This is a genomic window from Marinobacter sp. F4206, from assembly GCF_019392195.1.
Classification (GTDB): domain Bacteria; phylum Pseudomonadota; class Gammaproteobacteria; order Pseudomonadales; family Oleiphilaceae; genus Marinobacter.
This window is the reverse complement of record NZ_JAHXKI010000002.1, coordinates 2,043,278-2,067,741: the sequence shown is the minus strand read 5'-3', so window position 1 is coordinate 2,067,741 and position 24,464 is coordinate 2,043,278. Positions and strand designations below refer to the sequence as shown.

At 62.8% G+C, this 24,464-nt stretch carries 19 protein-coding genes; 9 read left to right on the top strand and 10 right to left on the bottom strand.

Annotation, left to right across the window (positions count from 1 at the left end; all coding sequences use genetic code 11):
* Positions 1 to 15 precede the first annotated feature (15 nt).
* The 8 genes from KZO34_RS11775 (at position 16) to KZO34_RS11740 (ending at position 7,873) form a co-directional block, all read left to right on the top strand.
* Positions 16 to 435, top strand: coding sequence for a YkvA family protein (locus KZO34_RS11775; RefSeq protein WP_219476621.1), 420 nt, complete (start codon positions 16 to 18; stop codon positions 433 to 435).
* 67 nt (positions 436 to 502) lie between these two features.
* Entirely contained in the window at positions 503 to 1,279 is a 777-nt protein-coding gene (gene pomA, locus KZO34_RS11770; RefSeq protein ID WP_219476619.1) for a flagellar motor protein PomA, read from the top strand.
* A 3-nt stretch (positions 1,280 to 1,282) separates the two neighbouring features.
* Positions 1,283 to 2,230, top strand: a complete 948-nt coding sequence (locus KZO34_RS11765; RefSeq protein WP_219476618.1) for a flagellar motor protein MotB — start codon at positions 1,283 to 1,285, stop codon at positions 2,228 to 2,230.
* 219 nt (positions 2,231 to 2,449) lie between these two features.
* Positions 2,450 to 3,658, top strand: a complete 1,209-nt coding sequence (locus KZO34_RS11760) for an ammonium transporter (protein ID WP_219476615.1) — start codon at positions 2,450 to 2,452, stop codon at positions 3,656 to 3,658.
* A 206-nt stretch (positions 3,659 to 3,864) separates the two neighbouring features.
* Entirely contained in the window at positions 3,865 to 5,298 is a 1,434-nt protein-coding gene (locus tag KZO34_RS11755; RefSeq protein WP_219476613.1) for a circularly permuted type 2 ATP-grasp protein, read from the top strand.
* Positions 5,292 to 6,230 (top strand): alpha-E domain-containing protein, encoded by a 939-nt coding sequence (locus tag KZO34_RS11750; protein WP_219476610.1) that lies wholly within the window; start codon positions 5,292 to 5,294, stop codon positions 6,228 to 6,230. The genes KZO34_RS11755 and KZO34_RS11750 overlap by 7 nt, the downstream gene beginning before the upstream one ends.
* Complete coding sequence (locus KZO34_RS11745; protein WP_219476608.1) at positions 6,227 to 7,012, top strand: transglutaminase family protein; 786 nt, start codon at positions 6,227 to 6,229, stop codon at positions 7,010 to 7,012. The genes KZO34_RS11750 and KZO34_RS11745 overlap by 4 nt, the downstream gene beginning before the upstream one ends.
* Positions 7,013 to 7,108: 96 nt before the next feature.
* Entirely contained in the window at positions 7,109 to 7,873 is a 765-nt protein-coding gene (locus KZO34_RS11740) for a proteasome-type protease (RefSeq protein ID WP_219476606.1), read from the top strand.
* On the opposite strand, the gene KZO34_RS11735 is transcribed toward KZO34_RS11740, so the two are convergent.
* Genes KZO34_RS11735 through KZO34_RS11715 form a run of 5 tightly spaced genes read right to left on the bottom strand, consistent with a single transcriptional unit; the run spans position 7,840 to position 16,297 of the window.
* Complete coding sequence (locus KZO34_RS11735; protein ID WP_219476604.1) at positions 7,840 to 8,925, bottom strand: lipocalin-like domain-containing protein; 1,086 nt, start codon at positions 8,923 to 8,925, stop codon at positions 7,840 to 7,842. The genes KZO34_RS11740 and KZO34_RS11735 overlap by 34 nt on opposite strands.
* The gene (locus KZO34_RS11730) at positions 8,922 to 11,201 is read right to left on the bottom strand and encodes an FtsX-like permease family protein (protein ID WP_219476602.1); all 2,280 of its coding nucleotides are present in this window, start codon (positions 11,199 to 11,201) and stop codon (positions 8,922 to 8,924) included. Before KZO34_RS11730 ends, KZO34_RS11735 begins: the two co-directional genes overlap by 4 nt.
* A gap of 4 nt (positions 11,202 to 11,205) precedes the next feature.
* A complete protein-coding gene (locus KZO34_RS11725) occupies positions 11,206 to 11,889 on the bottom strand; it encodes an ABC transporter ATP-binding protein (protein ID WP_219476601.1) in 684 nt (227 codons plus the stop codon).
* 14 nt (positions 11,890 to 11,903) lie between these two features.
* Positions 11,904 to 15,059, bottom strand: a complete 3,156-nt coding sequence (locus tag KZO34_RS11720; protein ID WP_219476599.1) for an efflux RND transporter permease subunit — start codon at positions 15,057 to 15,059, stop codon at positions 11,904 to 11,906.
* On the bottom strand, positions 15,056 to 16,297 hold the full coding sequence (locus KZO34_RS11715; protein ID WP_219476598.1) for an efflux RND transporter periplasmic adaptor subunit: 1,242 nt from the start codon (positions 16,295 to 16,297) through the stop codon (positions 15,056 to 15,058). Before KZO34_RS11715 ends, KZO34_RS11720 begins: the two co-directional genes overlap by 4 nt.
* Before the next feature lie 103 nt (positions 16,298 to 16,400).
* Between KZO34_RS11715 and KZO34_RS11710 the strand changes: the two genes are divergently transcribed.
* Complete coding sequence (locus KZO34_RS11710; protein ID WP_257900403.1) at positions 16,401 to 16,826, top strand: potassium channel family protein; 426 nt, start codon at positions 16,401 to 16,403, stop codon at positions 16,824 to 16,826.
* 46 nt (positions 16,827 to 16,872) lie between these two features.
* Here KZO34_RS11710 and KZO34_RS11705 read toward each other — a convergent pair whose 3' ends face one another.
* The 5 genes from KZO34_RS11705 to KZO34_RS11685 form a co-directional block, all read right to left on the bottom strand.
* Positions 16,873 to 20,103: an efflux RND transporter permease subunit gene (locus tag KZO34_RS11705; protein ID WP_219476594.1), complete on the bottom strand. Its 3,231-nt coding sequence runs from the start codon at positions 20,101 to 20,103 to the stop codon at positions 16,873 to 16,875.
* On the bottom strand, positions 20,100 to 21,170 hold the full coding sequence (locus KZO34_RS11700; protein ID WP_219476592.1) for an efflux RND transporter periplasmic adaptor subunit: 1,071 nt from the start codon (positions 21,168 to 21,170) through the stop codon (positions 20,100 to 20,102). Before KZO34_RS11700 ends, KZO34_RS11705 begins: the two co-directional genes overlap by 4 nt.
* A 117-nt stretch (positions 21,171 to 21,287) precedes the next feature.
* Positions 21,288 to 22,187, bottom strand: a complete 900-nt coding sequence (locus KZO34_RS11695; protein ID WP_219476590.1) for a F0F1 ATP synthase subunit gamma — start codon at positions 22,185 to 22,187, stop codon at positions 21,288 to 21,290.
* Complete coding sequence (locus KZO34_RS11690) at positions 22,171 to 23,703, bottom strand: F0F1 ATP synthase subunit alpha (protein ID WP_219476588.1); 1,533 nt, start codon at positions 23,701 to 23,703, stop codon at positions 22,171 to 22,173. Before KZO34_RS11690 ends, KZO34_RS11695 begins: the two co-directional genes overlap by 17 nt.
* Complete coding sequence (locus KZO34_RS11685) at positions 23,693 to 24,463, bottom strand: F0F1 ATP synthase subunit B family protein (RefSeq protein ID WP_219476586.1); 771 nt, start codon at positions 24,461 to 24,463, stop codon at positions 23,693 to 23,695. Before KZO34_RS11685 ends, KZO34_RS11690 begins: the two co-directional genes overlap by 11 nt.
* Position 24,464: the final 1 nt, after the last annotated feature.

The window sequence follows — 24,464 nt, the reverse complement described above, 5'->3', positions numbered from 1 at the left end:
AAAGGACAAGAGTTCATGGCCCTTTTCAGCCAGAAAAACGCCGAAGAACAACTGAATGCCGAATCCGAGAAGGTGAACCGTGCCGATCTGGAGACGGTTCTTGAACGCCAGCGCGTGATTGAGGAAAAGGTAAAGGGCAGTGGCCGGCTCGAGCGTTTCAGTGCCGACATCAAACTGATGTTTTCGATGATCCGGGACTACTGGTACGGCAACTACCGCAGCGTACCCTGGAAGACCATTGCCGCGGTTGCCGGCGCCCTGCTGTACGTGCTCAACCCACTGGATGTGATTCCAGACCTGATCTTCGGCTTTGGCTTTCTTGATGACGCGGGCGTGGTGGCCCTGTGCCTGAAACTGGTCGAATCGGACCTGCACCGCTATGCGGCGTGGAAAGAACAGCAGGAAACCGATCCCAAGTTTACACAATCAAATTGATTAAAAAACAATCCGACGGTAGTCTCTCGCTCCGATCACCCATCCCGTAATTGCCGCTGGAGAAAACGTGGATTTCGCCACCCTCATTGGCCTCGTTGGCGCCATCGTACTGATTGCTTCCGCTGTTATTCTTGGCGTCTCTCCCGACGTCTTCGTCAACGGCCCTTCGCTGTTGATCGTTCTGGGTGGCAGCTTCCTCGTGGTACTGGCCAAGTTCAGTTTCGCCCAGTTCCTGGGCGCCTTCAGTGCCGCTGCCCGGGCCTTCAAATTCAAACTGCCGGAAACCCGCTCGGCCATTGATGAACTCGTGGACGTGGCACAGGTCGCTCGCAAGGAAGGGGTACTGGGCCTGGAAGACCGGGAAGTGGGTTCTCCCTTCCTGGCCCAGGGCATCCAGATGCTGGTGGATGGCCAGAACGGCGACACCATCAAACAGTTGCTCAACAAGGAGCGACTGATGACCCTGGAACACAACCGCTCCGGCGCCAAGGTCTTTACCGCGCTGGCGGATGTCGGCCCCGCCATGGGTATGATCGGCACGCTCATTGGCCTGGTGCAGATGCTTTCCAACATGGAAGACCCGAAATCCATCGGCCCGGCCATGGCCGTCGCTCTGCTCACTACCCTGTATGGCGCCATGCTCGCCACCATGGTCGCCTCACCGATCGCCGACAAGCTGTCCCTGAGAATGACTGAGGAAGCGCGCATGCAGTCCCTGTACATTGACGCCCTGGTCGCCATTCAGGAGGGCACCAACCCCCGGGTGATCGAACAACTGCTGTCCAGTTACCTGCCGCCGAAAGAACGCAGCAAGGTCGGCGAACCGGAAACCGCGAACGGGTAGGCCATGGACGAGTTACCGGAAGAGGAAAAGCCGGGTATTCCCGCCTGGGTCGTGACATTTGCCGACCTGATGTCGCTGCTGATGTGTTTTTTCGTGCTGCTGCTGTCGTTTTCCGAAATCGACGCCCAGAAGTTCAAGCAGATCGCGGGCGAACTATCCAAGGCCTTTGGCGTCCAGCGTGACGTGCCAGCCCTGGAAATCCCCCAGGGCACCAGCCCGATTTTCGACAAGTTCTCGCCGGCGCCGCCGGAACCCACGGTGGTCAACGAGGTCCGGCAGACCACCACCGATGAACAACCGGAACTGCAGACCCTGACCAGCCCCATGGAGCAGGCCATTGAGGCCGCCATGCAGGAAGAGCTGGATGAGAGCACCGACCGGATCATGTCGGTACTCGACACGGCGATCCGTGATGGCCGCATCAACGTCGATCAGGACCAGCGTCGAATTGTTATCCGGGTGGAGGAGAAAGGTTCCTTCCCGTCCGGTTCGGCGGACCTGACCTGGGAGTTCGAAGGACTCCTGCTGGAGATGGCAGACGTACTCGCCGACATTCCGGGGGAACTGACCGTGGAGGGCCACACCGACAACGTGCCCATCCGCACCTCCCGCTTCTACAGCAACTGGGATCTGTCTGCGGCAAGGGCTGCCGCGGTGGCGAATGCGCTGCTGGCGACCGAAGAGGTTGACCCGACCCGGCTGGCCGTCAAGGGGCTGGCCGACACCGAACCCCGGGTTCCGAACTCGTCGACGGACAACCGCGCCAGGAACCGCCGCGTAGAGATCATCATTGATCTCTCCGGTCCTCTCCAGGAGCAGGAAATCGAACTGAGGGAGCTGATTGAATCGGAATCCGTCAGTTCGGACTCGGTGATTGATTTCGAGTCAGCCACCGGATCGCCCCGCAACAACACGCCCGCGCCAGCCGCCAGCGACGGCATCACCTGGTAATCCGGTCGAAACCGGCCAATACGGTGCATATTATTCGTTTTTGCACTGTATTGGTGCTATTTAGTCGCTAAGCGAGGGCGGTGACGCGCTCAAAGCCTCCCCAACCGATTATCGCAACTGATTTTGCATTGTTTTGGAACACCTCTTGCTTAAATGCACCTCGTCAATGCATACAAGGCCCGACAGAGGCTGACAACACACAATCAGGAGCGAAAACCCGTGGACATCACGAGTGCAGTACATACCCTGACCGAAAGCGCCAACACGCTGTTTATTCTCATCGGTGCCATCATGGTACTGGCCATGCACGCCGGCTTTGCCTTTCTTGAAGTGGGCACCGTGCGGCACAAGAACCAGGTCAACGCCCTGGTCAAGATCATGACCGATTTCGGCGTCTCCGCCGTCATGTACTTTTTCATCGGTTATTACGTTGCCTACGGCAGCCACTTCATGACCGGCGCCGCCGAGCTGACCGCCGGTAATGGCTATGAACTGGTCAAGTTTTTCTTCCTGATGACCTTCGCCGCCGCCATTCCGGCCATCGTCTCGGGCGGTATCGCCGAACGGGCCAAGTTCTACCCCATGCTGGTCGCTTCGGGGCTGATCGTCGCCTTCGTCTACCCCTTCTTCGAGGGCCTGATCTGGAACGGCAACTACGGCTTCCAGGGCTGGCTGGAGAACCAGTTTGGTGCATCGTTCCACGACTTCGCCGGTTCCGTTGTAGTGCACGCCGTGGGTGGCTGGATTGCCCTGGCCGCGGTCCTGCTGCTGGGCGCCCGTAACGGTCGCTACCGCAACGGTCGGGTGGTGGCGTTTGCCCCGTCCAATATCCCCTTCCTGGCGCTGGGCGCCTGGATCCTCACCGTGGGCTGGTTCGGCTTCAACGTCATGTCTGCGCAAACCCTTGATGGCATCAGCGGTCTGGTGGCCGTCAACAGCCTGATGGCCATGGTCGGCGGCATTCTGGTGTCCATGTTCCTGGGCCGGAAGGACCCGGGCTTCATCCACAACGGGCCACTGGCCGGCCTGGTAGCTGTCTGTGCAGGTTCCGACCTGATGCACCCGGTTGGTGCGCTGATCACCGGCGGCGTTGCCGGCGCCATCTTCGTTTACCTGTTCGAATGGGCTCAGGACAAAATCGAGCGGTTGGATGACGTTCTGGGTGTCTGGCCCCTGCACGGTGTCTGTGGGGTCTGGGGCGCCATCGCCTGTGGCATTTTCGGCCAGGAAAGCCTGGGTGGTCTGGGCGGCGTCAGCCTGATGTCCCAGATCATCGGATCCGTGGCCGGCGTTGCCATCGCGTTCATTGGCGGCCTGGTGGTGTACGGCGTGATCAACGCGATCTCCGGCCTGCGCCTGACCGAGGAAGAAGAGTTCAACGGCGCTGACGTCAGCATCCACCGCATTGGTGCCACTGCGGTCGAATAACCCGACCCGTTTGTGAAGCGTTTCGCAGCAGGCGACCATCCGGTCGCCTGCTTGCGTTTGATCGCCCGAATTGACAGAACCGCCCCCCTCTCCTTTCCTTAAAACAGGCACTTAAGAATAACCACAACGACTGGCCCACCTTTTGCTGCCTTTTACCTTACCAGGCGCCAACGCCACCGGCGCCGTTGAAGGAGATGAGCGCACCCATGCTGATTCAGACACCCGAGCAAGGCCTGTTTGACGAACTGTTCGATCAGAACAACAAGGTAAGGCCCCACTGCCGAATGCTCGAGCAGTGGTTGATCAATTCCGACGAAACCCTGATCACCGAAAAGCGACGGGAAGCCGATGTGCTGTTCCAGCGCCTGGGGATCACCTTCAACGTCTACGGCGAAGATCAGGGCGCCGACCGGCTGATCCCGTTCGACCTCATTCCACGGGTCATCTCCGCCAGTGACTGGCACAAGCTTCAGACTGGCCTGCGCCAGCGGGTGCATGCCCTCAATCGGTTCCTGTTCGACATCTACCACGAATACGATATCGTCAAGGCAGGCGTCATCAGCGCCGAACAGGTGTTTGCCAACCCCCAGTACCAACCCGGGATGCAGGCCCTGAAGCTGCCGCGCAACCTGTACTCGCACATTGCCGGGATCGACCTGATTCGCAACAACGACGGCGATTTCTACGTGCTGGAGGACAACCTGCGATGCCCCAGTGGGGTGTCCTACATGCTCGAGAATCGCCGAATGATGATGCGATTGTTCCCGGAACTGTTCGCGCATTCATCGGTTGCGCCGGTCGAGCACTACCCCAACCTGCTGGGTGAAACCCTGCGCGCGGCCTCCCTCAAGCCAGATCCCACCGTTGTAGTACTCACTCCGGGTCGGTTCAACAGCGCCTACTTCGAGCACGCCTTCCTGGCCCGGCAGATGGGCATTGAGCTGGTGGAAGGGGCGGACCTGTTCGTGCACCAGAACAAGGTCTACATGAAAACCACCGTCGGCCCGCAACAGGTCGATGTCATCTATCGCCGCGTCGACGACGACTTCCTGGATCCGTTGGCCGGCAATCCGGATTCCATGCTCGGCGTTCCTGGCCTGTACTCCGCCTACCGGACTGGCAATGTCGTGCTGACCAACGCCATGGGCACCGGCGTGGCGGATGACAAGTCCATCTACCCCTACGTGCCCGACATGATCCGTTTCTACCTGAACGAAGAACCCATCCTGAAGAACGTACCGACCTGGCAATGCCGGAAGAAGAAGGACCTCCAGTACGTGCTGGACAATCTCCCGGACCTGGTCGTAAAGGAAGCTCAGGGTGCCGGCGGCTATGGCATGCTGATCGGTCCGAAGGCCAGCAAACAGGAGCTCGCCACGTTCCGCAGCCTGCTGAAAACCCGCCCACAAGACTACATCGCTCAGCCCACCCTGAGCCTGTCCACCTGCCCGACCTTTGTCGACGAGGGTGTCGCACCCCGGCACCTGGATCTTCGCCCTTTCGTGCTGTCCGGAAAGAAAATCCAGATGGTGCCCGGGGGCCTCACCCGGGTTGCCCTGAAGAAAGGCTCCCTGGTGGTGAACTCGTCCCAGGGCGGTGGCACCAAAGACACCTGGGTTCTGGAGGATGACTTATGCTGAGCCGTGCTGCCTCTAACCTGTTCTGGATGGCCCGCTATCTGGAGCGGGCCGAAAGCCAGGCCCGACTGCTTGACGTCAGCCTGACCATGGCCCTGATTGATGTACCGGAAGACCGGGTCGAACAACTTTCGGTGCCCCTGCTGCTGTCCGGGACCCGGGAAATGTTCTTCGAGTACTACAGCGAGATCACACCGCAAAACCTGATCGACTTCCTGGTCCTGGACGATCGCCATCCGGCCAGTGTGTACACCATGATCGGCAATGCCCGGGACAATGCCCTGTCGGTTCGCGGCAACCTTTCGGCCGATGTCTGGGAAAGCATCAACCAGGCCTGGCTGGAGATGAAGGATCTGCGACGGCGGGGGGTAACCGAGTCGAACGCAAGCAAGGTCTTTGACTGGGTTCGGGAGCGATCCCACATGTTCCGGGGCGCCGCCTACGGCACCCTGCTCCGCAACGATGCCTTCAATTTCCTCCGGCTGGGCACCTTCCTGGAGCGGGCGGACACCACCGCCAGGGTGCTGGACATCCGCTATGTCATGGCCATGAAAGCCATGGAGGAAAACTCCACCCAGTCTTTCTTCGAGTGGACCGCCGTGCTGCATTCACTGGCAGCCTTCGAGGCGTATCAGAACACCTACGGCCACAACCTGGATCCGATGAACGTCGCCGAACTGCTGATCCTCGAGCCGGACGTGCCACGCTCGCTGCACGGTTGCCTGAAAGAAATTGCATGCCTGCTGGAGGACATCGAAAGCGACACCGCACGACGGTCCCGCCGGCTGGCCTCCAGCCTGTACGCCAACATCCGCTACGGTGATCGCGAGTACATCGCCGAGCGCGGTCTGCACGAGTATCTCGTGGATTTCCTGGAACGCATTCAGGGCATCGCCGGGCAGATCCGGAACGACTTCATGGGGTGGAAACAATGAGACTCACGATTCAGCATGAAACCCGGTATACCTACGAAACCCCGGTTCAGAACAGCATCCAGTACATCCGACTGACGCCCAGGAACACGCCACAGCAGCGGATTCACGACTGGCACCTGCACACCCCCGGCGAGACCAGTCAGATGGTGGACGGCTTTGGCAACCCGGTGACCATCATGACGCTGCACGACGCGGTCCCGGAAATTGTCCTGAGGGCCGAAGGCGTGGTGGATCTTACCGGCAAACCACTGACCCGGGACGACTCGCCTTTTCCGCCCCAGGTATTCCTGCGCCATACCCCGCTGACCGAGGCCGATGAGGCACTGAAGGATTTCGCCAACCAGTACTCGGCGAACAAGCGCAGCCTGGTGCGCCTGATGAAGCACCTGCGCGATCACATCACCTTTATGCCGGGTGCCACCACTGTCACCCATTCCGCCAGCGAGGCCTTCAAGCTGGGCGCCGGGGTGTGTCAGGACCATACCCATATTTTCCTGGCCTGCTGCCGCCACATCGGCGTACCGGCGCGCTACGTCAGTGGTTACATCCACTCCGCCAACGACGATCACGTGGCCACCCACGCCTGGGCCGAAGCCTGGATCGGCAGCAACTGGCATACCTTTGATGTGGTCAATACGCTGAATGTGGCCGAAAGTCATATCAAGCTCGCTGTCGGCCTCGATTATCGCGATGCGGCACCGGTGCGGGGTGTTCGCAGCGGGGGCGGCACCGAGCATATGCAGACAACAGCCTGGGTCACCAAGGCGACCGGCAGCCAGTGACAAAAATCACCGATTTGCGACAAAAAAGCACTCACACCTGAACGGGGGTTGTGATTAGACTAGCCTCCTGAAACAGAGCCTGATCAGGAGGGCTTTATGACTTATTGCGTAGCGATGCGCCTGGCCGATGGGCTGGTGTTCGCATCGGATTCCCGCACCAATGCCGGTTTTGACCAGATCTCGACCTTTCGCAAGATGCACGTCTTCGAGCAACCGGGAGAACGTGAGCTGGTCCTGTTGTCCGCAGGCAACCTGGCCACCAGCCAGAGTGTGATCAGCCTTCTGGAACGCCGGGCCGGCACCGATACGGCCAATGTTCTGGCCACCGCGTCCATGTTCGAGACCGCCGAAATCGTCGGCCAGACCATGCGCGAGGTTATCCGACGGGACAACCCGGACGGCAAGCTGAATCATGTGGATTTCAGCTGTTCGCTGATCCTCGGCGGTCAGATCAAGGGTGAAGGCCCTCGCCTGTTCAACATCTATCCGGAAGGCAATTTCATTGAGGCGACCGAAGAGACCCCCTTCTTCCAGATTGGCGAGTCCAAGTATGGCAAGCCGATTCTGGACCGGGTGGTCAATTACCAGACGCCGCTGGAGCGAGCCTATCAGTGCGCGCTGATTTCTTTTGACTCCACCATGAAAAGCAACCTGTCGGTGGGCATGCCGCTGGATATTGCCATTTACCACAAGGACGCCTTGAAACCCTGCCTGACCGAGCAGGTCGAAGAGCACTGCGAGTACTTCGAAACCCTGAGGCAGCAATGGCACCAGGGCATCCAGGATCTGTTTGTCGGGCTGGAGCCTCCGACGCTCAGCCTGCCAGATTATTCCCCGCCGTACCCGGTCAGCTCCAGATAGCCTTCGCCCGAGTGACTGCCCGTGACAGCGACCGGGCTCTCCCAATAGGGGAACTGACCGCGGTTCCGGTAGTCTCCGGGCGGGGCCGCCACCACCAGATCCAGTCGGTAGTCAGGCACTTGCAGCCGCCACCGGGTGGGGGTATCTCCCCTCCGGTTTTCCGGCGTCAGTATCAGGTCGTCGCCCCCCAGGGCGACGGGATCGCCCTCAGCCGGAATCCAGGTACCGGAGACGAATCCGCCCTCGTCCTCCCGCAGCTGGAAGGCCATGAGCTTATCGCCGGAGTCCAGGTGCAGGGCAAACCAGTCCCAGCCCTGCTGGCCGGTTTTCAGCAGCTGGCTGCTCCATTCCCGATCGAACCAGCCCCGGCCACTAACCGACAGGCTCTGCCCATCAAAAATGACCGTCCCTTCTATCGCGATATCCACCAGGCTGAAGTACATGGAGCCCTCGCCACTGGCCGATTTGGCGCTGAATCCATGATCGCCGTGGGCGACTGGCTCGCCCTTCACCTGCAACGAGAGATCGTAGGACCAGTCCTTCGCCGAGACCTGTAGTCGCCATCTACCATTGTCACCCTCACTGGTCAGCTGCCAGTCATCAAGCCAGACCTCGAACGGCCGGGCCCGGGCACCGGCGTGACCCATATCCCCCCGGGCGAGCTTCTCGGCAAACCGGTGCTGCCCGTTCCAGCTGACGGCGCCGTGGGCCATCCACGCCGCCTGGAGCGGCCAACTCGACGGGGACGGAGGTGCCTGCGTCGACGATCTCGGCGCCAGCGCCTGGCGGAATTGGGTCCACTGGACGCCTAATGGCTCCCCCTCTGAGGTTTCCAGGTTGGCGGTCAGGTACCACCATTCAATTCGGTGCTGCGGATGCGGGCCCAGATCTCGCGGGAATTCCAGTCGATCGCCCGGTCCCGGCTGCAGGAACGGCACCGACGCGTCGGTTTGTCCGGTCTCGGCCAGGCCCGCAAAGCCCCCGTCGTCCGTTTCCTGCGTACAACCCGCAACCGACAACAGCAAGACCGCAAAGACCCGGAAAAGTCTCATCGCTCACCTCCGGACAGACTGCTGGCCGACGCTGGCATGACAGCCGGATGACGCAGCTGACGGCGCATGAGCACAGCAATGCTGAGCCCGATCACCAGGCTGAGCCCACCCAGTTCCAGCCAGAACTCCGGGTAGACCGCCATGGGCAGGGACCAGCCAAAGGCCAGGGGGTTGATGCGATGCACCAGTGTCCAGGTCAGCCAGATGCCCATCGGCAGTGCCAGAACGGCAATGCTCATGGTCAGCACCACGGACAGGCGGAGCAGCTGTCCGGCCACCTCACGCTGCCCCATGCCCCACACTGCCAGCAACCGGTAGTACCAGACCCGGGTCGAAAAGAATACCCAGCCCATGATCAGCAGGGCCATGGCTGCCAGGATCAGGGTCAGGACCGTCATTGCCCGGGTCAACAGGAAGGTCTGCTCGAACACGGCATCCGCCAGGGCCCGGATCCGGCCGTTATCACGGACGGACACCGTCTCGGTCTGCCAGACCTGCTTCAGGCCCGCGATCACCGCTTCGATACCCATCGGGCCGGGACTGACGGAAATGCTCTCGAAACCCGGTTCGAAAGACGCCGGCAGTTGCGCGGCATTGACCAACACCTCCCCGGCCGGACGTCCGTAATCCGGATATATGGCCAGCACCGTCGATGTCTGAGGCCTACCCGCCACCACCAGTGTCAGAGTGTCTCCCACCGCCAGCTGTCGACGCCGGGCCAGCTGTTCATTGACCATCACGCCCTGGCCACGGGCGAACGCCAGCCAGGGTTGGTCAGTCGCCGCCTGCAGATCCCAGGCGCGCAGCATGGTGCTGACAGGCGCCAGGGCGAACAGGTCGACGGCCTGCTCCGGGTTCGGTCCGGCGGCGGGCAGCCTCGCCCGGCCCCGGACTACCCGGTGCCACTGCCCGCTCCCGGCCAGAGGCGATTGGTCATCCAGCCAGTCAGCGGCGGCCCGGCTCTCCGCCTCTGCCGGTACCTCAATGAAATACTCCGCGGCCAGACGCTGGCCAAGCCAGTCGTCAAAGGTGGCTTCAAATACCGTCACCAGGGCCTGCACCGCCAGCACCATGGCCAGCGCGAACTGCAATGCCACCAACGGCAACGCCAGCCTTCGGGCAAGGACGCCAAGCTCTGACAACTGCCAGCGCCTGAGTGGATCCTCGGTCCCTCGGGCACAACGGCGCACAACCCCATCAATCACGCCGGGCGCCAGTATGCCGGTACCGGCAAACACCAGGGCGATGGCGATGAAGGTCAATGCCAGCGAGGTCGAAATGAACGCCAGCACCAGCCCGGTCAGCAGCATCGCCAGTGCCAGCCAGCGAACCCGGCCGCCCAGGATTTCGAACACCTTCCGCCATGGTGGTCTGAACTGATCGGCCAGACACACGGCACTGACCACGGCCATCATGGTCAGTGCCGGCTGCAGCCAGCCGGCATCCTGACCGGCATAAAGCGGAGTATCGAACAGACTGTCCAGGGCCTGGCCGAAACCACCCCCAAGGGCATCGGCCAGCAACCGGCCCAGCGCCACGCCGGGAACCACACACAGCGCCGCCAGCAGGACCGTTTCCAGCAACAGCATGCGCCTGACGGCCGGCGCCGGTACACCAAACCGGTGCAGCAGGGCAAAACTGTCCCGACGCTGGGCCAGACCCAGTTGATACACGCTGCGCAGCAACAGGGCGGTGATCAGCAGCACCAGGACTCCGAGGGCATCCAGATTGAGCAGAAAACTGGCGCCCAGTTCCCCGGTATCGGGCCCCAGGGAAAACGGTGTCACCCGGTAGGTCGCCGGCAGGGGGGCGTGGGATTCCGACACCAGCAATGACAATGTTGATCGGCTGCCCTCCGCCTCATCGGCCAGAGCAGCCGCCTCGCCAATATCGAGAAAGGGTTGGCCGTCCAGCGGCTGGTCCCAGGCCCGGGCCTGCTCGCCGGAACCGGCTAAGCAACCGGCCGCCAACGGATCGATACCCACCACCCGACCGAACGATGACTGGCGTTCCACCTCCAGCCAGGGCATAACACAGTGCCCGGCCCGGCGCAGGGCCACGAAATCCTCTACTGTCACCGCCCGGCCGTCCGAGCGTTCGACCTGGAGGCGCTCCACCACCGCCCGTTCGCTCTGGCCAAGACTGGCCCGGGCCTGGCTGGTCAGGTGGCTGACGCCGGTCCACAGGGTGGTGGCTACGATCATCATGGCCGCCAGGGCCAGTAGCTGGAGCGGATGTCGCCGATAATGACTGAACAGGGCCGTGAACAGGGTCATGGGGCTAGGCTGGGGCCGTGTGCGCCAGGTCCAGTCGCTGGTCGCAACGGGCGGCCAGTTCGGTATCGTGGGTAGCCAGAACGAGGGCGCAGCCGCTGTCGGACCGGAGCCGGAACAGTTCATCGGCGACCTCGTCCGCGGTGTGACGGTCGAGACTGCCGGTCGGTTCATCCGCCAGGATCAGAACCGGCTTGATGGCAAACACCATGGCCAGGGCGGCCCGTTGCCGTTGACCACCGGATACCTGGTCCGGATAGCGATCGGCAAGTTCGCCAATACCGAGACGGTCAAGCCAGGCCGGGCAGTCTGCCTGACTCTGCCCGGCCAGGCTGGCCCTCAGGCGCACATTGTCGAGCAGTGACAACGCCGGCATCAGGTTGGCGTCCTGGAAGACCACACCAATACGCCGGCGTCGCAGGTCCGCCCAACTTCGCGCGTGCGCATCCGGGGCCCCGGGCTGCCGGTCATCAAAGGTGTCGCCGCACACCGAAATTACCCCGGCATCCGGTTGCTCCAGTCCGCACAGCAGGTTCAGCAAGGTGCTCTTGCCGGATCCCGAGCGCCCCATCAGGGCCAGGGACTCGCCGCGACCCAGAGTCAGGGCAATGCCCGACAGCACGGGCACCTGTTCGGTGCCGCTGTCAAAGCTCTTGGCCAGTCCGCGAACCCTCAGCAACTCATTGTGCATGCGTTATTCCGACCTCATTCTTCCGCCCCGAGCGGCGTTGCCGTTTCGCCATGACGATGCGCCTGCCATTCCCGGAACTGCTCCATCCATGACAACAGCACCGGAATAACCAGCAGGACCAGCAGCGTCGACAGACCCAGACCGAAGGCGATCGACGTCGCCATGGGGATCAGGAACTGAGCCTGCAACGAGGTTTCGAACAGCAGTGGCAGCAGGCCTCCGATGGTGGTCAGGGAGGTCAGCAACACCGCCCGGACCCGCTGCACGGCGGCCTCGTTCAGTGCCTCGGTAATCCCCAGGCCTTTCTGCCGTTGCTGGTTATAGAAGGCTACGAGAATAATCGCGTTATTGACCACAATCCCCGACAGGCCAAACAACCCGAACAGGGACAAAATGGTGAGCTGAAGCCCCATCAGCCAATGCCCCAGCAGGGCACCCACCAGGGCAAACGGAATGATGGCCATCACGATCAGCGGCAGGCTCCAGGACGCAAACACCCAGGCCAGTACCACGTACATCAGGCCAAGACCAATCATCAGCCCAGTCCGCATATCGGCCAGGGTCTCCCGCTGGTCGGCGGCCCGGCCCTCAAAGCTGTACCGGACATTGAACCGGCTGGCGATGTCGGGCAGTGCCTCGGCCTGCAGGCTGTCCAGAATCTGGTCGGTGGTACTGACCCGGGTATTGAGCCCGGATGTAACCTCGACTGACAGCTTGCCATCAGCATGCCGCAGCGCCTGGAAGCCCTGGCGGTGATCCAGGTTCATGACCTGCGACAGTGGTACAAAGCGGCCATCGGATACCCGGACCGTCATCTGCGACAGGGTGGAGAGCCGTTCCCGCTGGTAGCGGGGCAACTGCACCCGAACCTCGACCTCATCCCGGCCGTCCTGGTAGATCTGGGCGATCCGGCCATCAAACGCGGCCCGCAACTGCCGGCCCAGTTCCGCGGTGGTCAGCCCGAGGGCCTCACCGTAGGCACTGACCTGATAGATCAGCTGTTCCCGGCCCCAGGGCATATCGTCTTCCACGTCAAGCACCCCGGGCAGGGTTGCCAGCGACTGGGACAACTCATCGGCCGCCGCCTTCAGGCTCTCGGCGTCGTTACCGGTCAGCCGTACGTTGACGTCCCGTCCGGGCGGCCCCGCTTGTCGCTCGGAAATACTCAGGTTATCGAGGCCGGCGGGCAGACGCAGGCGACTGCGCCACTCGTTGATGAAATCCGGGTTGCGGACCGAACGCTGGTCCGACGGCACCAGTTCGATCATCATGGCCCCGAGTTCGTCGCCATTCCGGGATCGGCCCTCGGCACCCAGGGTGGCGCCCCGGGTCGTCACAGCGTGCAGGATCAGGTCGCCGCCGAGGGCCTCCTCGGTGTCGTTCAGGGTCTGGCGCATCTGCGCCAGGAACCGGTCCACCGTGCCCTGATCGGTACCGGCAACGAAGCTGGCGTTGGCGTAGAAGATCGAGGGTTCCGGCGTCGGGAAGAAGTTGAAGCCGAGACGGCCGCCAACCAGCAGCCCGACCGTCAGTAATGACAACGCCAATGCCCCGGCCAGAGTCATGCCCCGGTGTTTCAGGCTGAGCAGGGAAAACCGGCGGAAGGTGCCCTGGCGGAAGTGATCGAAGCGCCGTTCAAACCCCGCCCGTAAACGCCCGACCGGATTCACCCGCGCCTCGGGCGCCCGGGACTTGCCGGGGCGCTCGACGAAGGCATGACGCAGGTGCGCGGGCAGGACAATAAAGCACTCCAGCAGTGAAGCCACCAGGACGCAGATCATCACCGTGGGGATGTCCCCCAGGATATTGCCGATCACGCCGCCCACCACCAGCAGTGGCATGAACGCCGCCACCGTGGTCAACGACGACGCCAGCACCGGCCACACCATACGCTTGGCCGCCCCCTCGGAGGCGTAGATGGATTCCTCCCCCATCCGGGCATGGGCATCGGCATCCTCGCCCACCACGATGGCGTCGTCGACGATCACCCCCAGCGCCATGATCAGCGCAAACAGGGAGATCATGTTGATGGAACCGCCAATGCCCCAGAGCACCGCCATGGAGGCCAGAAACGCCGTCGGAATGCCAATCGCCACCCAGAGCGCCACCCGCCCGGGCAGAAACAGGTACAGCAGGCACACCACCAGGACCAGGCCACCGAGACCGTTGGTCACCAGCAACGAGATGCGATCGTTCAGCAGCTGCCAGGTCTGGTCGTACACCTCCAGTTTCAGCGACGGCGGCAGGGTGGGCCGGGTCTCTTTGAGCCACTGGTCCAGCACCTCGGCGGCGGCCAGAGAGTTTCCGTTCTCGGCCCGCTGCAGCTGCAGTTCCACGGCCGGATGACCATCCCGAGTCAGGGTGACCTGGTTGTCCCGGGCCTCCTGACGGATGATGGCAATATCCCCCAGCCGCAACTGGATCCGGTCACCACTGAGTACCGGAACGCTCTCGAACGCCTGAGGCGAACGGCGTTGCTCCACCGCCCGCAACTCCCGCGTCGCGTCCTGCTGGGCCATCATGCCCGCCGGCAGATCCCGGGAGATGGAGGCCACGCGGTCGGCAATCTGTTCCAGGGACAGGCCCAGGGTTTCCAGGCGTTCCACGGGCACGTCGATACTGATCTGCTGCTCCGGCAGACCGGTAATCGCCACCCGGTCGATGCCCCGCTCCAACAGCTCGTCTTCGTACCGGTAACTCAAGGCCCGAAGTTCACTCCGGGCCACATCCCCGTATACCAGCAACCGAGCCACCGGCTCGTAGCGTTCGACGCGGGTGACCTGGGGCTCCTCGGCGTCGGCCGGCAGGTTGGTGAATTCGTCCACCTGTTGGCCGACATCGTCGAGCGCCTGGATCGGATTGGTGCCTTCATGAAACTCCAGGGTGATGGAGGACACGCCCTGGGCCGAGGTCGACGTCATCTTTTTCAGACCATCGATGCTGCGCAGCCGCTGCTCCAGCGGATTGGTGATGCCCTGCTCGACGTCCTCGGCCGAAGCCCCGCTCCAGACCACCTGGACACTGACCACGTCGAGGGCAAAGGTGGGAAAAAACTGGATGTTCATCCGGGTCAGGGCCAGTGCGCCACCGAGCAGCATCATCAGCATCACCAGGTTGGCCGCAACCCGGTGATGGACGAAGAATCCGATTATGCCCTTCCGGCGTCTCATGACGAGGGTTCCCCGGGACTCTCCGCCAGCTCCACTTTCAGGCCGGTCACCGCGTTGGGGAGGTGGGTGGTGATCAGGCGTGCGCCGGGTTCCAGGGCATCCCCGGCAACCACCAGCCAGCGCTCGCCGTTGTCGGCCCGGGCTTCACCGATACGCCGGACCGTCACCCGTTCCATACGGTTATCGCGGTTCATCAGGTAGACGGCGTTGGCGCCGTACAGGGCGCTGAAGGGAATGGCGACGGTCTGGTCGCGCTCCGGCCGCTCCAGGAGGACCGGCAGCAATTCGCCCGGGCGAAGGCCCTCAGCGGCGCCCGACAGAGTGAGGATGGCTTCGGTGCCTGCTGGATCGGCGGTACCGGCAAACCGGGACAGCTCGAATCGATGGCCATCGTTTTCACTGCGGGCGATCAGGTTCTCGCCCCGGTCCAGGGCCGCCAGCAATTCTGCCCGGAACAGAGCCGGTACCCGTGCTCTCAATTCCAGCCCGCGCTCGGGATACAGCGACAATAATGGCTCATTACGGGCCACCTGATCCCCGGGGGCCACCTGCACGTCGGTCACCACACCGTCAAAGGGCGCCTCCAGGCGCGCCCGCCGGGCATCGCGCCGTGTGGTTTCCAGATTGGCTTCGGCCTGGGCCAGTTTCGCTTCCAGGCTCTGCAGGCGAGCCGGGTGTTCCTCAATGGCGCGCTGGCGCACGCTGACCGTCAGCTCGGCCCGGGCCAGGGCATCGGAGGCTGCTTCAAGATCTTCCCGCGAGGCCAGGTTACGGGTCAGCAGCGATTCGGTGCGCTCCAGCTGGCGGCCGGCATTGTCCCGGATGGCCCGTTCACTGCGGATGGCGGACTGGTCGTTACGGTAGCGCACGTCCTCGGCTCGCAGCTGCGCCTGAAGATCCGCCACCTGGGCTTCAGCCTGGTCCACCACCGGCCCGATGTCGGCATCGTCCAGGGCGACCAGCAACGCCCCCGCCAGGACCCGTTCCCCTTCCGACACCGGTCGCGCCTCGATGCGACCCGCCAACGTCGCCGTGACCGTCAGCTGCTCCGGCGCCACCACCTGGCCATAGAGTGGTAGCAGGGGCGTGTGGGTGCCAGGCTCAATGGTCTGCACAGTTACCCGCCAGCTGCGTTCGGTGGCACTCACTTCCGCCGGCTCCGGACGAGTCATCTTGAGAACCAGGAAACCGAGGATGCCAATGGCAAGAATAATCAGTGGAAAGAGTCGTTTGGACATTGCTTCATGGCCAGCTAAGGTAAATGGAACCCGTCCTGTCTAGGGCGTAAATCTACTACACAACCGGAGTAAACCACAGTTGACCGCTTTCGATCATGTTGGCCTGATCAATGTCACCATCCTCAACGCCCTCATTGTGGCCGCGGTCGTACTTATCCACCATGAATCGCTGATCCGACTGAGCGGACTGCTCTCCAGCATGCGCCAGAGCCATCACTTCCGGATAATTGTCGCCGTTTTCGGCATCCTCGTGGCGCACACCGTCCAGGTCTGGATCTTCGCCGTAGCCTACTACTTCCTGCACCATGGTGAGGGCTGGGGCGAACTGGTCGGCAATTTCAGCGGCAGCCTGCTGGACTGTGCGTACTTCTCGTTCACCACCTTCACCACCCTCGGTTACGGCGACATCGACGCTTTGGGCCACCTTCGCCACCTTACCGGCATTGAAGCACTGACCGGTCTGGTACTGATCACCTGGAGCGCCTCGTTCCTGTTCGTGGAAATGCAGCGCTACTGGCCCACCCGCTAGCCCGGACCGCTAGCATAACGCCTTGGTTACAGCCAGTTACAGCCAGTTACAGCCAGTTACAGCGTGCCAGCGTGTAGTACAGCAGCGGTACCACAACCACCGTCATCAGGGTCGACATCGCCAAACCGAAGACCAGCGAAATCGCCAGGCCATTGAAAATCGGGTCGTTCAGGATGAAGTAGGCTCCGACCACGGCCGAGATCGCGGTCAGGGCGATGGGCTTGATCCGAACGGCCCCGGCCAGCACCACGGCCTCGTCCAGCTCGACCCCCTCCTCCAGCAACTGCCGGATAAACACCACCAGCAAAATGGAGTTGCGCACGATGATGCCGGCCAGGGCGATCATGCCGATCATACTGGTGGCGGTGAACTCCCGGCCCAGCAGTCCGTGCCCGGGCAGAATGCCAATCAGGGTCAGGGGGATGGGCGCCATGACCACCAGTGGCAACACGTAGGACCGAAACTGGGCTACCAGCAGCACGAAGATCATGAACACCCCGACACTGTAGGCCGCGCCCATATCCCGGAAAGTCTCGTAAGTAATCTGCCATTCACCGTCCCATTTCAGGGTGCCCTTCTCCGGCAAGGGGGGCTGGTTGATGAAATACTGTTCCGGGGCAGTCGGGTCCTGCTCCAGCCGGTCCACCATGGCGAACATGCCATACAGCGGCGAATCGATTTCACCCGCCATGTCCGCGGTCACATACGTCACCGGCAGCAGGTCCTTGTGATAGATTGCCCCCATCCAGTCCGCTTCGCGGACCTCGGCGATACTGGCCAGGGGCACCAGCTCGCCACCGCGACTGCGGACTTTCACCGACAGCAGTGCCGAAGGCTGGGCCTTGTCGCCCTCCCCCAGGATGATCCGGATCGGCACCGGGTACTTGGCGTGATCGTCGTGCAGGAAACTGACCCCCCGGCCGCCCAGCACCGTCTGCAGGGCGCCGACAACCTGGGCCTGGGACACCCCGAGACGAGCAGCACGGGGCCGGTCAATCACCACCTCCCACTGCCGGGTCGGGGCTTCGAGGGTGGTGTCGATATCGACCAGCCCCTGCACGCCGGTCATGCCTTCGGCCACCCGGGTCGCCAACTCGGCCCGTCGCTCGTTATCCACGGCATAGATTTCCGCCACCACCGGCGACAGTACCGGCGGGCCGGGCGGCACCTCAACAATCTTCACTTCGGCGCCGTGACGGTCACCGATGTCCGTCAAGGGCCCCCGCAGCGACTGGGCAATCGCGTGGGATTGCCGCTCCCGGCTCTCCTCGGCGACCAGGTTCACCTGGAGATCCCCATGGTAGGGCTCGCCCCGCAGGTAGTACTGGCGCACCAGCCCGTTGAAGTTGATCGGGGACGCGGTCCCGGCATAGGCCTGCCAGTTGGCCACCTCGTCCACCGTCTCCAGGTAATGCCCCATTTCCAGCAGAACCTGCTGGGTTTTCTCCATGGGCGTGCGCTCGGGCATATCCACCACAACCTGCACTTCGGATTTGTTGTCGAAGGGCAGCATCTTCAGGATCACCATCTGGAACACCGGCAGCGAGGCCGCCGCTCCGGTCAGCAGCACCACCCCCAATGCCAGCAACCGGCGCCGCCAGTGATGATCGCCGAGGAATGGCGACAGCAGGGTCCGGAAAATTTTCAGGGACACGGGGCTCACGCCATCGGCGGAACTGGAAGCTTCAGCCGCCTCGCGCGCGGCCTGCCCCTGCTTGTGCCGCAGCAGCCGGAAGGCCAGCCAGGGCGCCACTACGAAGGCCACGACCTGGGAAATCACCATGCCGGCCGAGGCGTTGATCGGAATCGGGCTCATATAGGGCCCCATCAGGCCACTGACAAAGGCCATCGGGAGCAGCGCCGCCATGATAGTGAGGCTGGCCATGATGGTGGGGGTACCCACTTCATCCACCGCCACCGGAATAATATCCTTCACCGCCCGGCGCGAGTTCTGGATGCGCCGGTTGATGTTCTCGGTGATGACGATGCCATCATCGACCAGGATGCCGATGGAGAAGATCAGCGCAAACAGCGAGACCCGGTTGAGGGTGAAGCCCCAGGCCCAGGAAAACACCAGCGTCAGCAGCAGGGTAATCAGAACCGCAATACCCACGATCAACGCCTGGCGCCAGCCCATGGCCGCCAGCACCAGAACCATCACGGCCAGGGTGGCTGAAATCAGGTCCGAAATCAGCTTGCGGGCTTTCTGGGACGCGGTCTCACCATAATCCCGGGTGACCAGGACTTCCACCTCCGCCGGCAGGGTCTGGTTCCGAAGCATGTCCAGCCGTTCCTGGATCGCCGTGGTGATGTCGATGGCGTTTTCGCCGGGCTTCTTGGCCACCGCGAGGGTCACCGCCGGGAAGACCTCACCGGGTTTCCCGGCGGTACCGGACCGGGTTCCGGGGCCAAAGCCGGTCATCACGCTCTGATCCACCACGGTGCCGCCCCGGCGAACCTCGGCCACATCCTCCAGATGCACGGCCGCGCCATTGTGCATGCCGACCACCAATCGGCGGACGTCCTCCACCGACTCGAGCAGGGTGCCCACCTGCACCGGTATCGACAGGTTGTTGCGGGTGACACGGGACTCCTGGCTGCTGGCATTGGCCGCTTGCAGGGCGTTCCGGATATCGCCAATGGTGAGCCCGAAACCGGCAAGCAGGGCCGGGTCAAACCGGACATCGACCCGGTCGGGAACACCGCCCACGGTGTAGATATCGCGGGTGCCCGGCACCCGCTTCAGGGCCACTTCCAGCATGTGGGCCAGCCGGGTAAGCTCCTCGCCCGTGTGGCCGTTGACCGGGTCGTACAGGGTCAGGGTCATCACCGGCACATCGTCGATGCCCTTGGGCTTGACCACCGGCTGTGTCGCCCCCAGATTCGCCGGCAACCAGTCCTGGTTGGAATATACCTGGTTGTACAGGCGCACCAGGGCCTCCTGCCGGACCACGCCCACGTCAAACTCAACGGTGATCACCGCCTGCCCCTGGCGAGCGACGGAGTAAACATGCTCAACGCCCTGGATCTCGCTCATCACCTGTTCGGCGGGCGTGGCAATGGCGCTTTCCACCTCCCGGGCACTGGCGCCGGGAAAGCCCACCATGATATCGGCCATGGTGACGTCAATCTGGGGCTCCTCTTCCTTCGGTGTCACGATCACCGCCAGCACACCGAGCACGATGGCCAGCACGGCCAGCAGAGGTGTCAGCTTGTTATCCTGAAAAACCCGGGCAATGGCTCCGGAAGGCCCGACCTTCGGCAGTTCCTCGCTCACCGGCTCTCCTCCCCGCCGGTTTGCGCTGACTCAGGTTGATTCAGGCGATCACTGCCTACCAGTGCCGCTGGGTTCACCACCACGCGTTCGCCCTCATCCACACCGGCAAGGATTTCCAGACGATCGCCGTCACGGACACCGGTCCGTACCTGACGCAGACGGGGGCGATCCTGGTCATCAAGAATGAACACAGCCCTCAGTTCGCTGCGCTGGATCAGGCTGCTGGCCGGCACCCACAGCGACTCACGGGCGCCGACCGGGACACCCACCTTGACCAGCATGCCCGGAAACAGTAAGCCATCGGGCTCATTCAGCCGCATCCGCAACCGGAAGGTGTGAGTGGCCGGATCGGCGTAGGGGTAGAAGGTCATTTCGCGGGTTGCCAGCACCCGGCCATCCGCCAGGGTCACGGTGGCCTGACGCCGGGAACGGGCCAGGTCGGCGTATTTCTGGGGCAGGTCCACCACCACCCGCAGCTGCTCCAGGGAAAGCCCACTCAGCAACGGCTGACCGGGATTCACCGATTCACCGATTTCCACGTGGCGCTCGGTCAGAATACCGCCATAGGGTGCCACGATGCGGGTGTAACCCAGTTGTTCTTCCGCCTCGGCAACACCCGCCTGGGCCCGCTCAACCCGCGCCCGGGCGCCCGCCAGGTTATTCCGGGCCCGATCAAATTCCTGTCGCGATACCAGCCCCCGTTCCCGGATGGCAGAGATGCGTTCGAAAGTCTGCTGTGCATCGTCTGCCCCGGCCCGGGCCTCATTCAGCACCGCCCGGGCCTGACGAAGGCGCGCCTGCTGTTCGCTATCCTCCAGCTGGACGATCAGGTCACCGGCCGCCACCGAATCGTCAACATCGAACGGCAGCGCCTCAACGGTTCCACTGGTCTGAGCGGATACGGTGCTTTGCTGCACCGCTTCGATCACCCCATCAAGCTGGATTCTCTCCTCCAGCGTCTGTGTCAGCACCGGGGTCGATACCACCCGGTCCTCCGCCGAATCCTGGGCCAGGGCCGTCGACATCAGCAGCCAGCCGATTGCGGTGATCAGGAAAATCCTAGCCATTGTGAATGCCCACCTTAATTTCCATTTGATATATACAAATATCTTTAGGGTATATTTAAAACCTCACTGCACCGGACATCAATGCCCATGGCGCCAATGAGTCCAACACCTCATGGTTCATGACCGCCGCTCCTTGCCCTTCAGGGCTTCAAAACCAATGATGACATCCAGCAGCTCGGTGGTAATTTCTTCCTGGCGGACGGATCGCATCTGCCCTTTCACCTGCTCCAGCTGGTCATCCACGGACCGTTCTGCCTGCTGCATACGCGCCAAGCGGGCCGCGTTTTCAGTCACAATGGCCTCCGCCGAGGCCCGGAAGACACTGGCAAAAATATGGCTGCGTAACAGGGCGGCAAACACCCGATCCGATGGCAGAGTGTGAATGGGTAGCGACCGGGATACCCACGGTCCTGCAGAAAGCTCCGAGACCAGAGACCGGGGCAGCGGCAGCAAACGACTCACCACTGGCCGCTGCTGACCATGATCGGAACGCTGCATGTAGACCAGAGTCGCCGTCAGCCGGTTTTGGGGACCACCGCGGCTAATGGTTTCCAGTCGGGTGACGATATCGCTGGCCAGACGACCGATGCCGGCCGCCGAGGCTGGCGGCAGGAGGACCGCCTCCGGAGTGATCCCCAGCCCCGTCAGGGCATCGTTCATTTGCGCGCCCACACACAGGACGCGCAAACCGCGCTTCTCCGACGCCAGGAACTCTGGCGCCGCTACCACCGCCCGGGCCACAGTTTCGTTGTAGTTTCCACACAAACCATGGTCAGACCCGAACACCACCAGCACCTTTTCCACCGGCTCCACCTGGGGTAGCGCAATCGGTCCTGCACCCGCGAACAGTGCCTGAAAACCGTTCAATATCGTGTTGTGGTAGGCCTCGATGGAGGTTGCCGCACGCTCATAAGGCACCGCGTTGATAGCCGAGAGGGTTTTCATGGTGTGAACAATGCCCCGGATACCGGTCAGGGTGTCGTCGTGGTGCGACAGGGCTTCAAACGTCTGAGCCATCGCCTCCTCCCTCTTGGCCCACGACCTTTCCCGCGAGTGCCAGAATAGCGTTGAGGTCGGAGTCCCTCAGTGGCTGATTCCGGCCTATTTGCCTGGCCAGCTCCGGGAGTTCGTCCATCGCCGCTGCCCGGAGCCGATCCATGACGGCCATTACCCGGGCTTCCGGTAGGCCGTCGAACATCCCCTCCATGGCCGCCAACAGGATCACCAACTGCACCACGGCCGGCACCGGGGCGTGCTCGGGCTGACGAAGCGCCGCCCGGACAGCAGCCCCGCGCACCAGTCGCGCCCGGGTGGTGTCATCCAGCCGGGTGCCGAATCGGGCAAAATCCTCCAACTCCTCGAACTGGGACAGGGTCACCCGCAGATTGCCGGCCACATCCCGGAACGCCCGGTACTGCGCCTTGCTGCCAACCCTGGAGACCGACACGCCCAGATCCACGGCTGGAAACTGGTTCTTCCGGACCAGCCTGGGCGACAGGTAAATCTGGCCGTCGGTGATGGAGATCAGGTTGGTGGGAATGTACGCCGACAGGTTCTCGGCCTGGGTTTCCACGATCGGCAGCGCCGTGATCGAGCCGCCCCCAGCCTCCGGGGCGAACTGCCCGGCACGCTCCAGCAACCGGGCATGGACGTAGAAAATATCACCGGGAAAGGCCTCCCGACCGGGAGGTCGGCGTAACAGCAGCGACAGTTCCCGGTAGGATTGGGCATGGTGCGTCAGATCATCAAACACCACGAGCACGTCACGACCCTGGTCGGCGAAATATTCGGCCATGGTCATGGCGGAATAAGGCGCAATGTAGGACAGCCCCGGCGTGTCTTCATCCCCCGCGGCGACCACGATGGTCCGGGACTGCTGTCCGCTGCGTCGGAGTGTCTCGACCACGCGGGCCACGGAATCACCCCGTTGGCCAACAGCGCAATAGATGCTGATCACCTCGGAACTGGCCTGGTTGAGGATGGCATCCAGCGCCATCGACGTCTTGCCGGTCTGCCGGTCGCCAATGATCAGCTCACGCTGTCCCAGCCCGACCGGAACGGCGGCATCCACGGCCTTGACGCCGGTCGCCAGGGGCCGGGTGATGGCCGAGCGGCTGAGAATCCCTGGCGCCGCGACTTCGATCGGCCGCTCAGCGACCGCATCAATCCGGTCGCGGCCATCTCTGGGCTGTCCGGTAGCGTCCACCACCCGACCAATCAGCCCCGGTCCCACTGGCACACTGATCACCTTGTGGGTGCGCCAGACATCTTCACCGGCGGTGATCCGGTCTGCGGGTCCCAGCAACACGACCCCCAGCCGATGGGGCTCCAGATCCAGGACCATACCCCGGACGCCTGAGGCAAACACCAGCAACTCATCGGCAAGGGCCCGGTCGAGCCCTGACACCAGGGCAATGCCGTCGCCCACTTCAGTCACCTTGCCAACCTCCGCCAGGACCGGAGACGGCACCGGACTGTCCAGCAACGAATCTATCAGTGATTTTACGCCCGGCTGGAGCGGTTCATCCGTCATCACTCGCCCCCCGCCCCAGCGCGCCTGTTGCCAGCCGGTCGGTTAACAGCACGACCAGTTCCTCGGTGTAGCTGTCGACGGTCCAGGCCACCTGGGTACTGCCGATGCGCAATACCAGACCGGGAGCCTGGTCATCGTCCACCTGAAAACGGATCGGAATGCCGGGCATCAGATCCGCCAATGCCCGAACCAGGGTGGCCTGGGCGCCCTCCGACAGCGAAACGTGCGTGCTGGCAATAGCCTCCTCGGCGCGGCCAGCGGCGGCAAGCAAGTCTGGCGCCATGGGTTCGAGTTTGGCAGTGACATGCAGGGCAATGCGCTCTTCGAGCTGATCGTCCGCCAGATCGCGCAGGGCCTTGCGGACCAGCTGATAGAGCGTGTCGGCCCCGGCCCGATACAACTCCGCCGTGAACTTCTGCTGCTCCCGTTGCAGATGCCGCTGCCAATCCTTGTGCTCCTGCTCCAACTTCTGATGGGTTTCTGCCAGCAGGGCGTCGCGTTGGCGCTCAGCTTCCTTGATAGCGGCGTCAACGATAGCCGCGTCTTCCACCAGCAATTTGTTCTTGCGGGCAACAAAGTCCGCCTCGGCGGCCACCGCCTTCCTTCTGGCTTTCTCAGCCTCGCCCATCCGTTCGGCAATCTCGGCCTCCCGGGCGTCGATGCCATTCAGAATCGGCTGATACAGAAAGCGTTTAAGCAACCAGACCAGAACCAGGAAATTGGCGATCTGGGCAATGACCGTAATCCAGTCTATCGACATG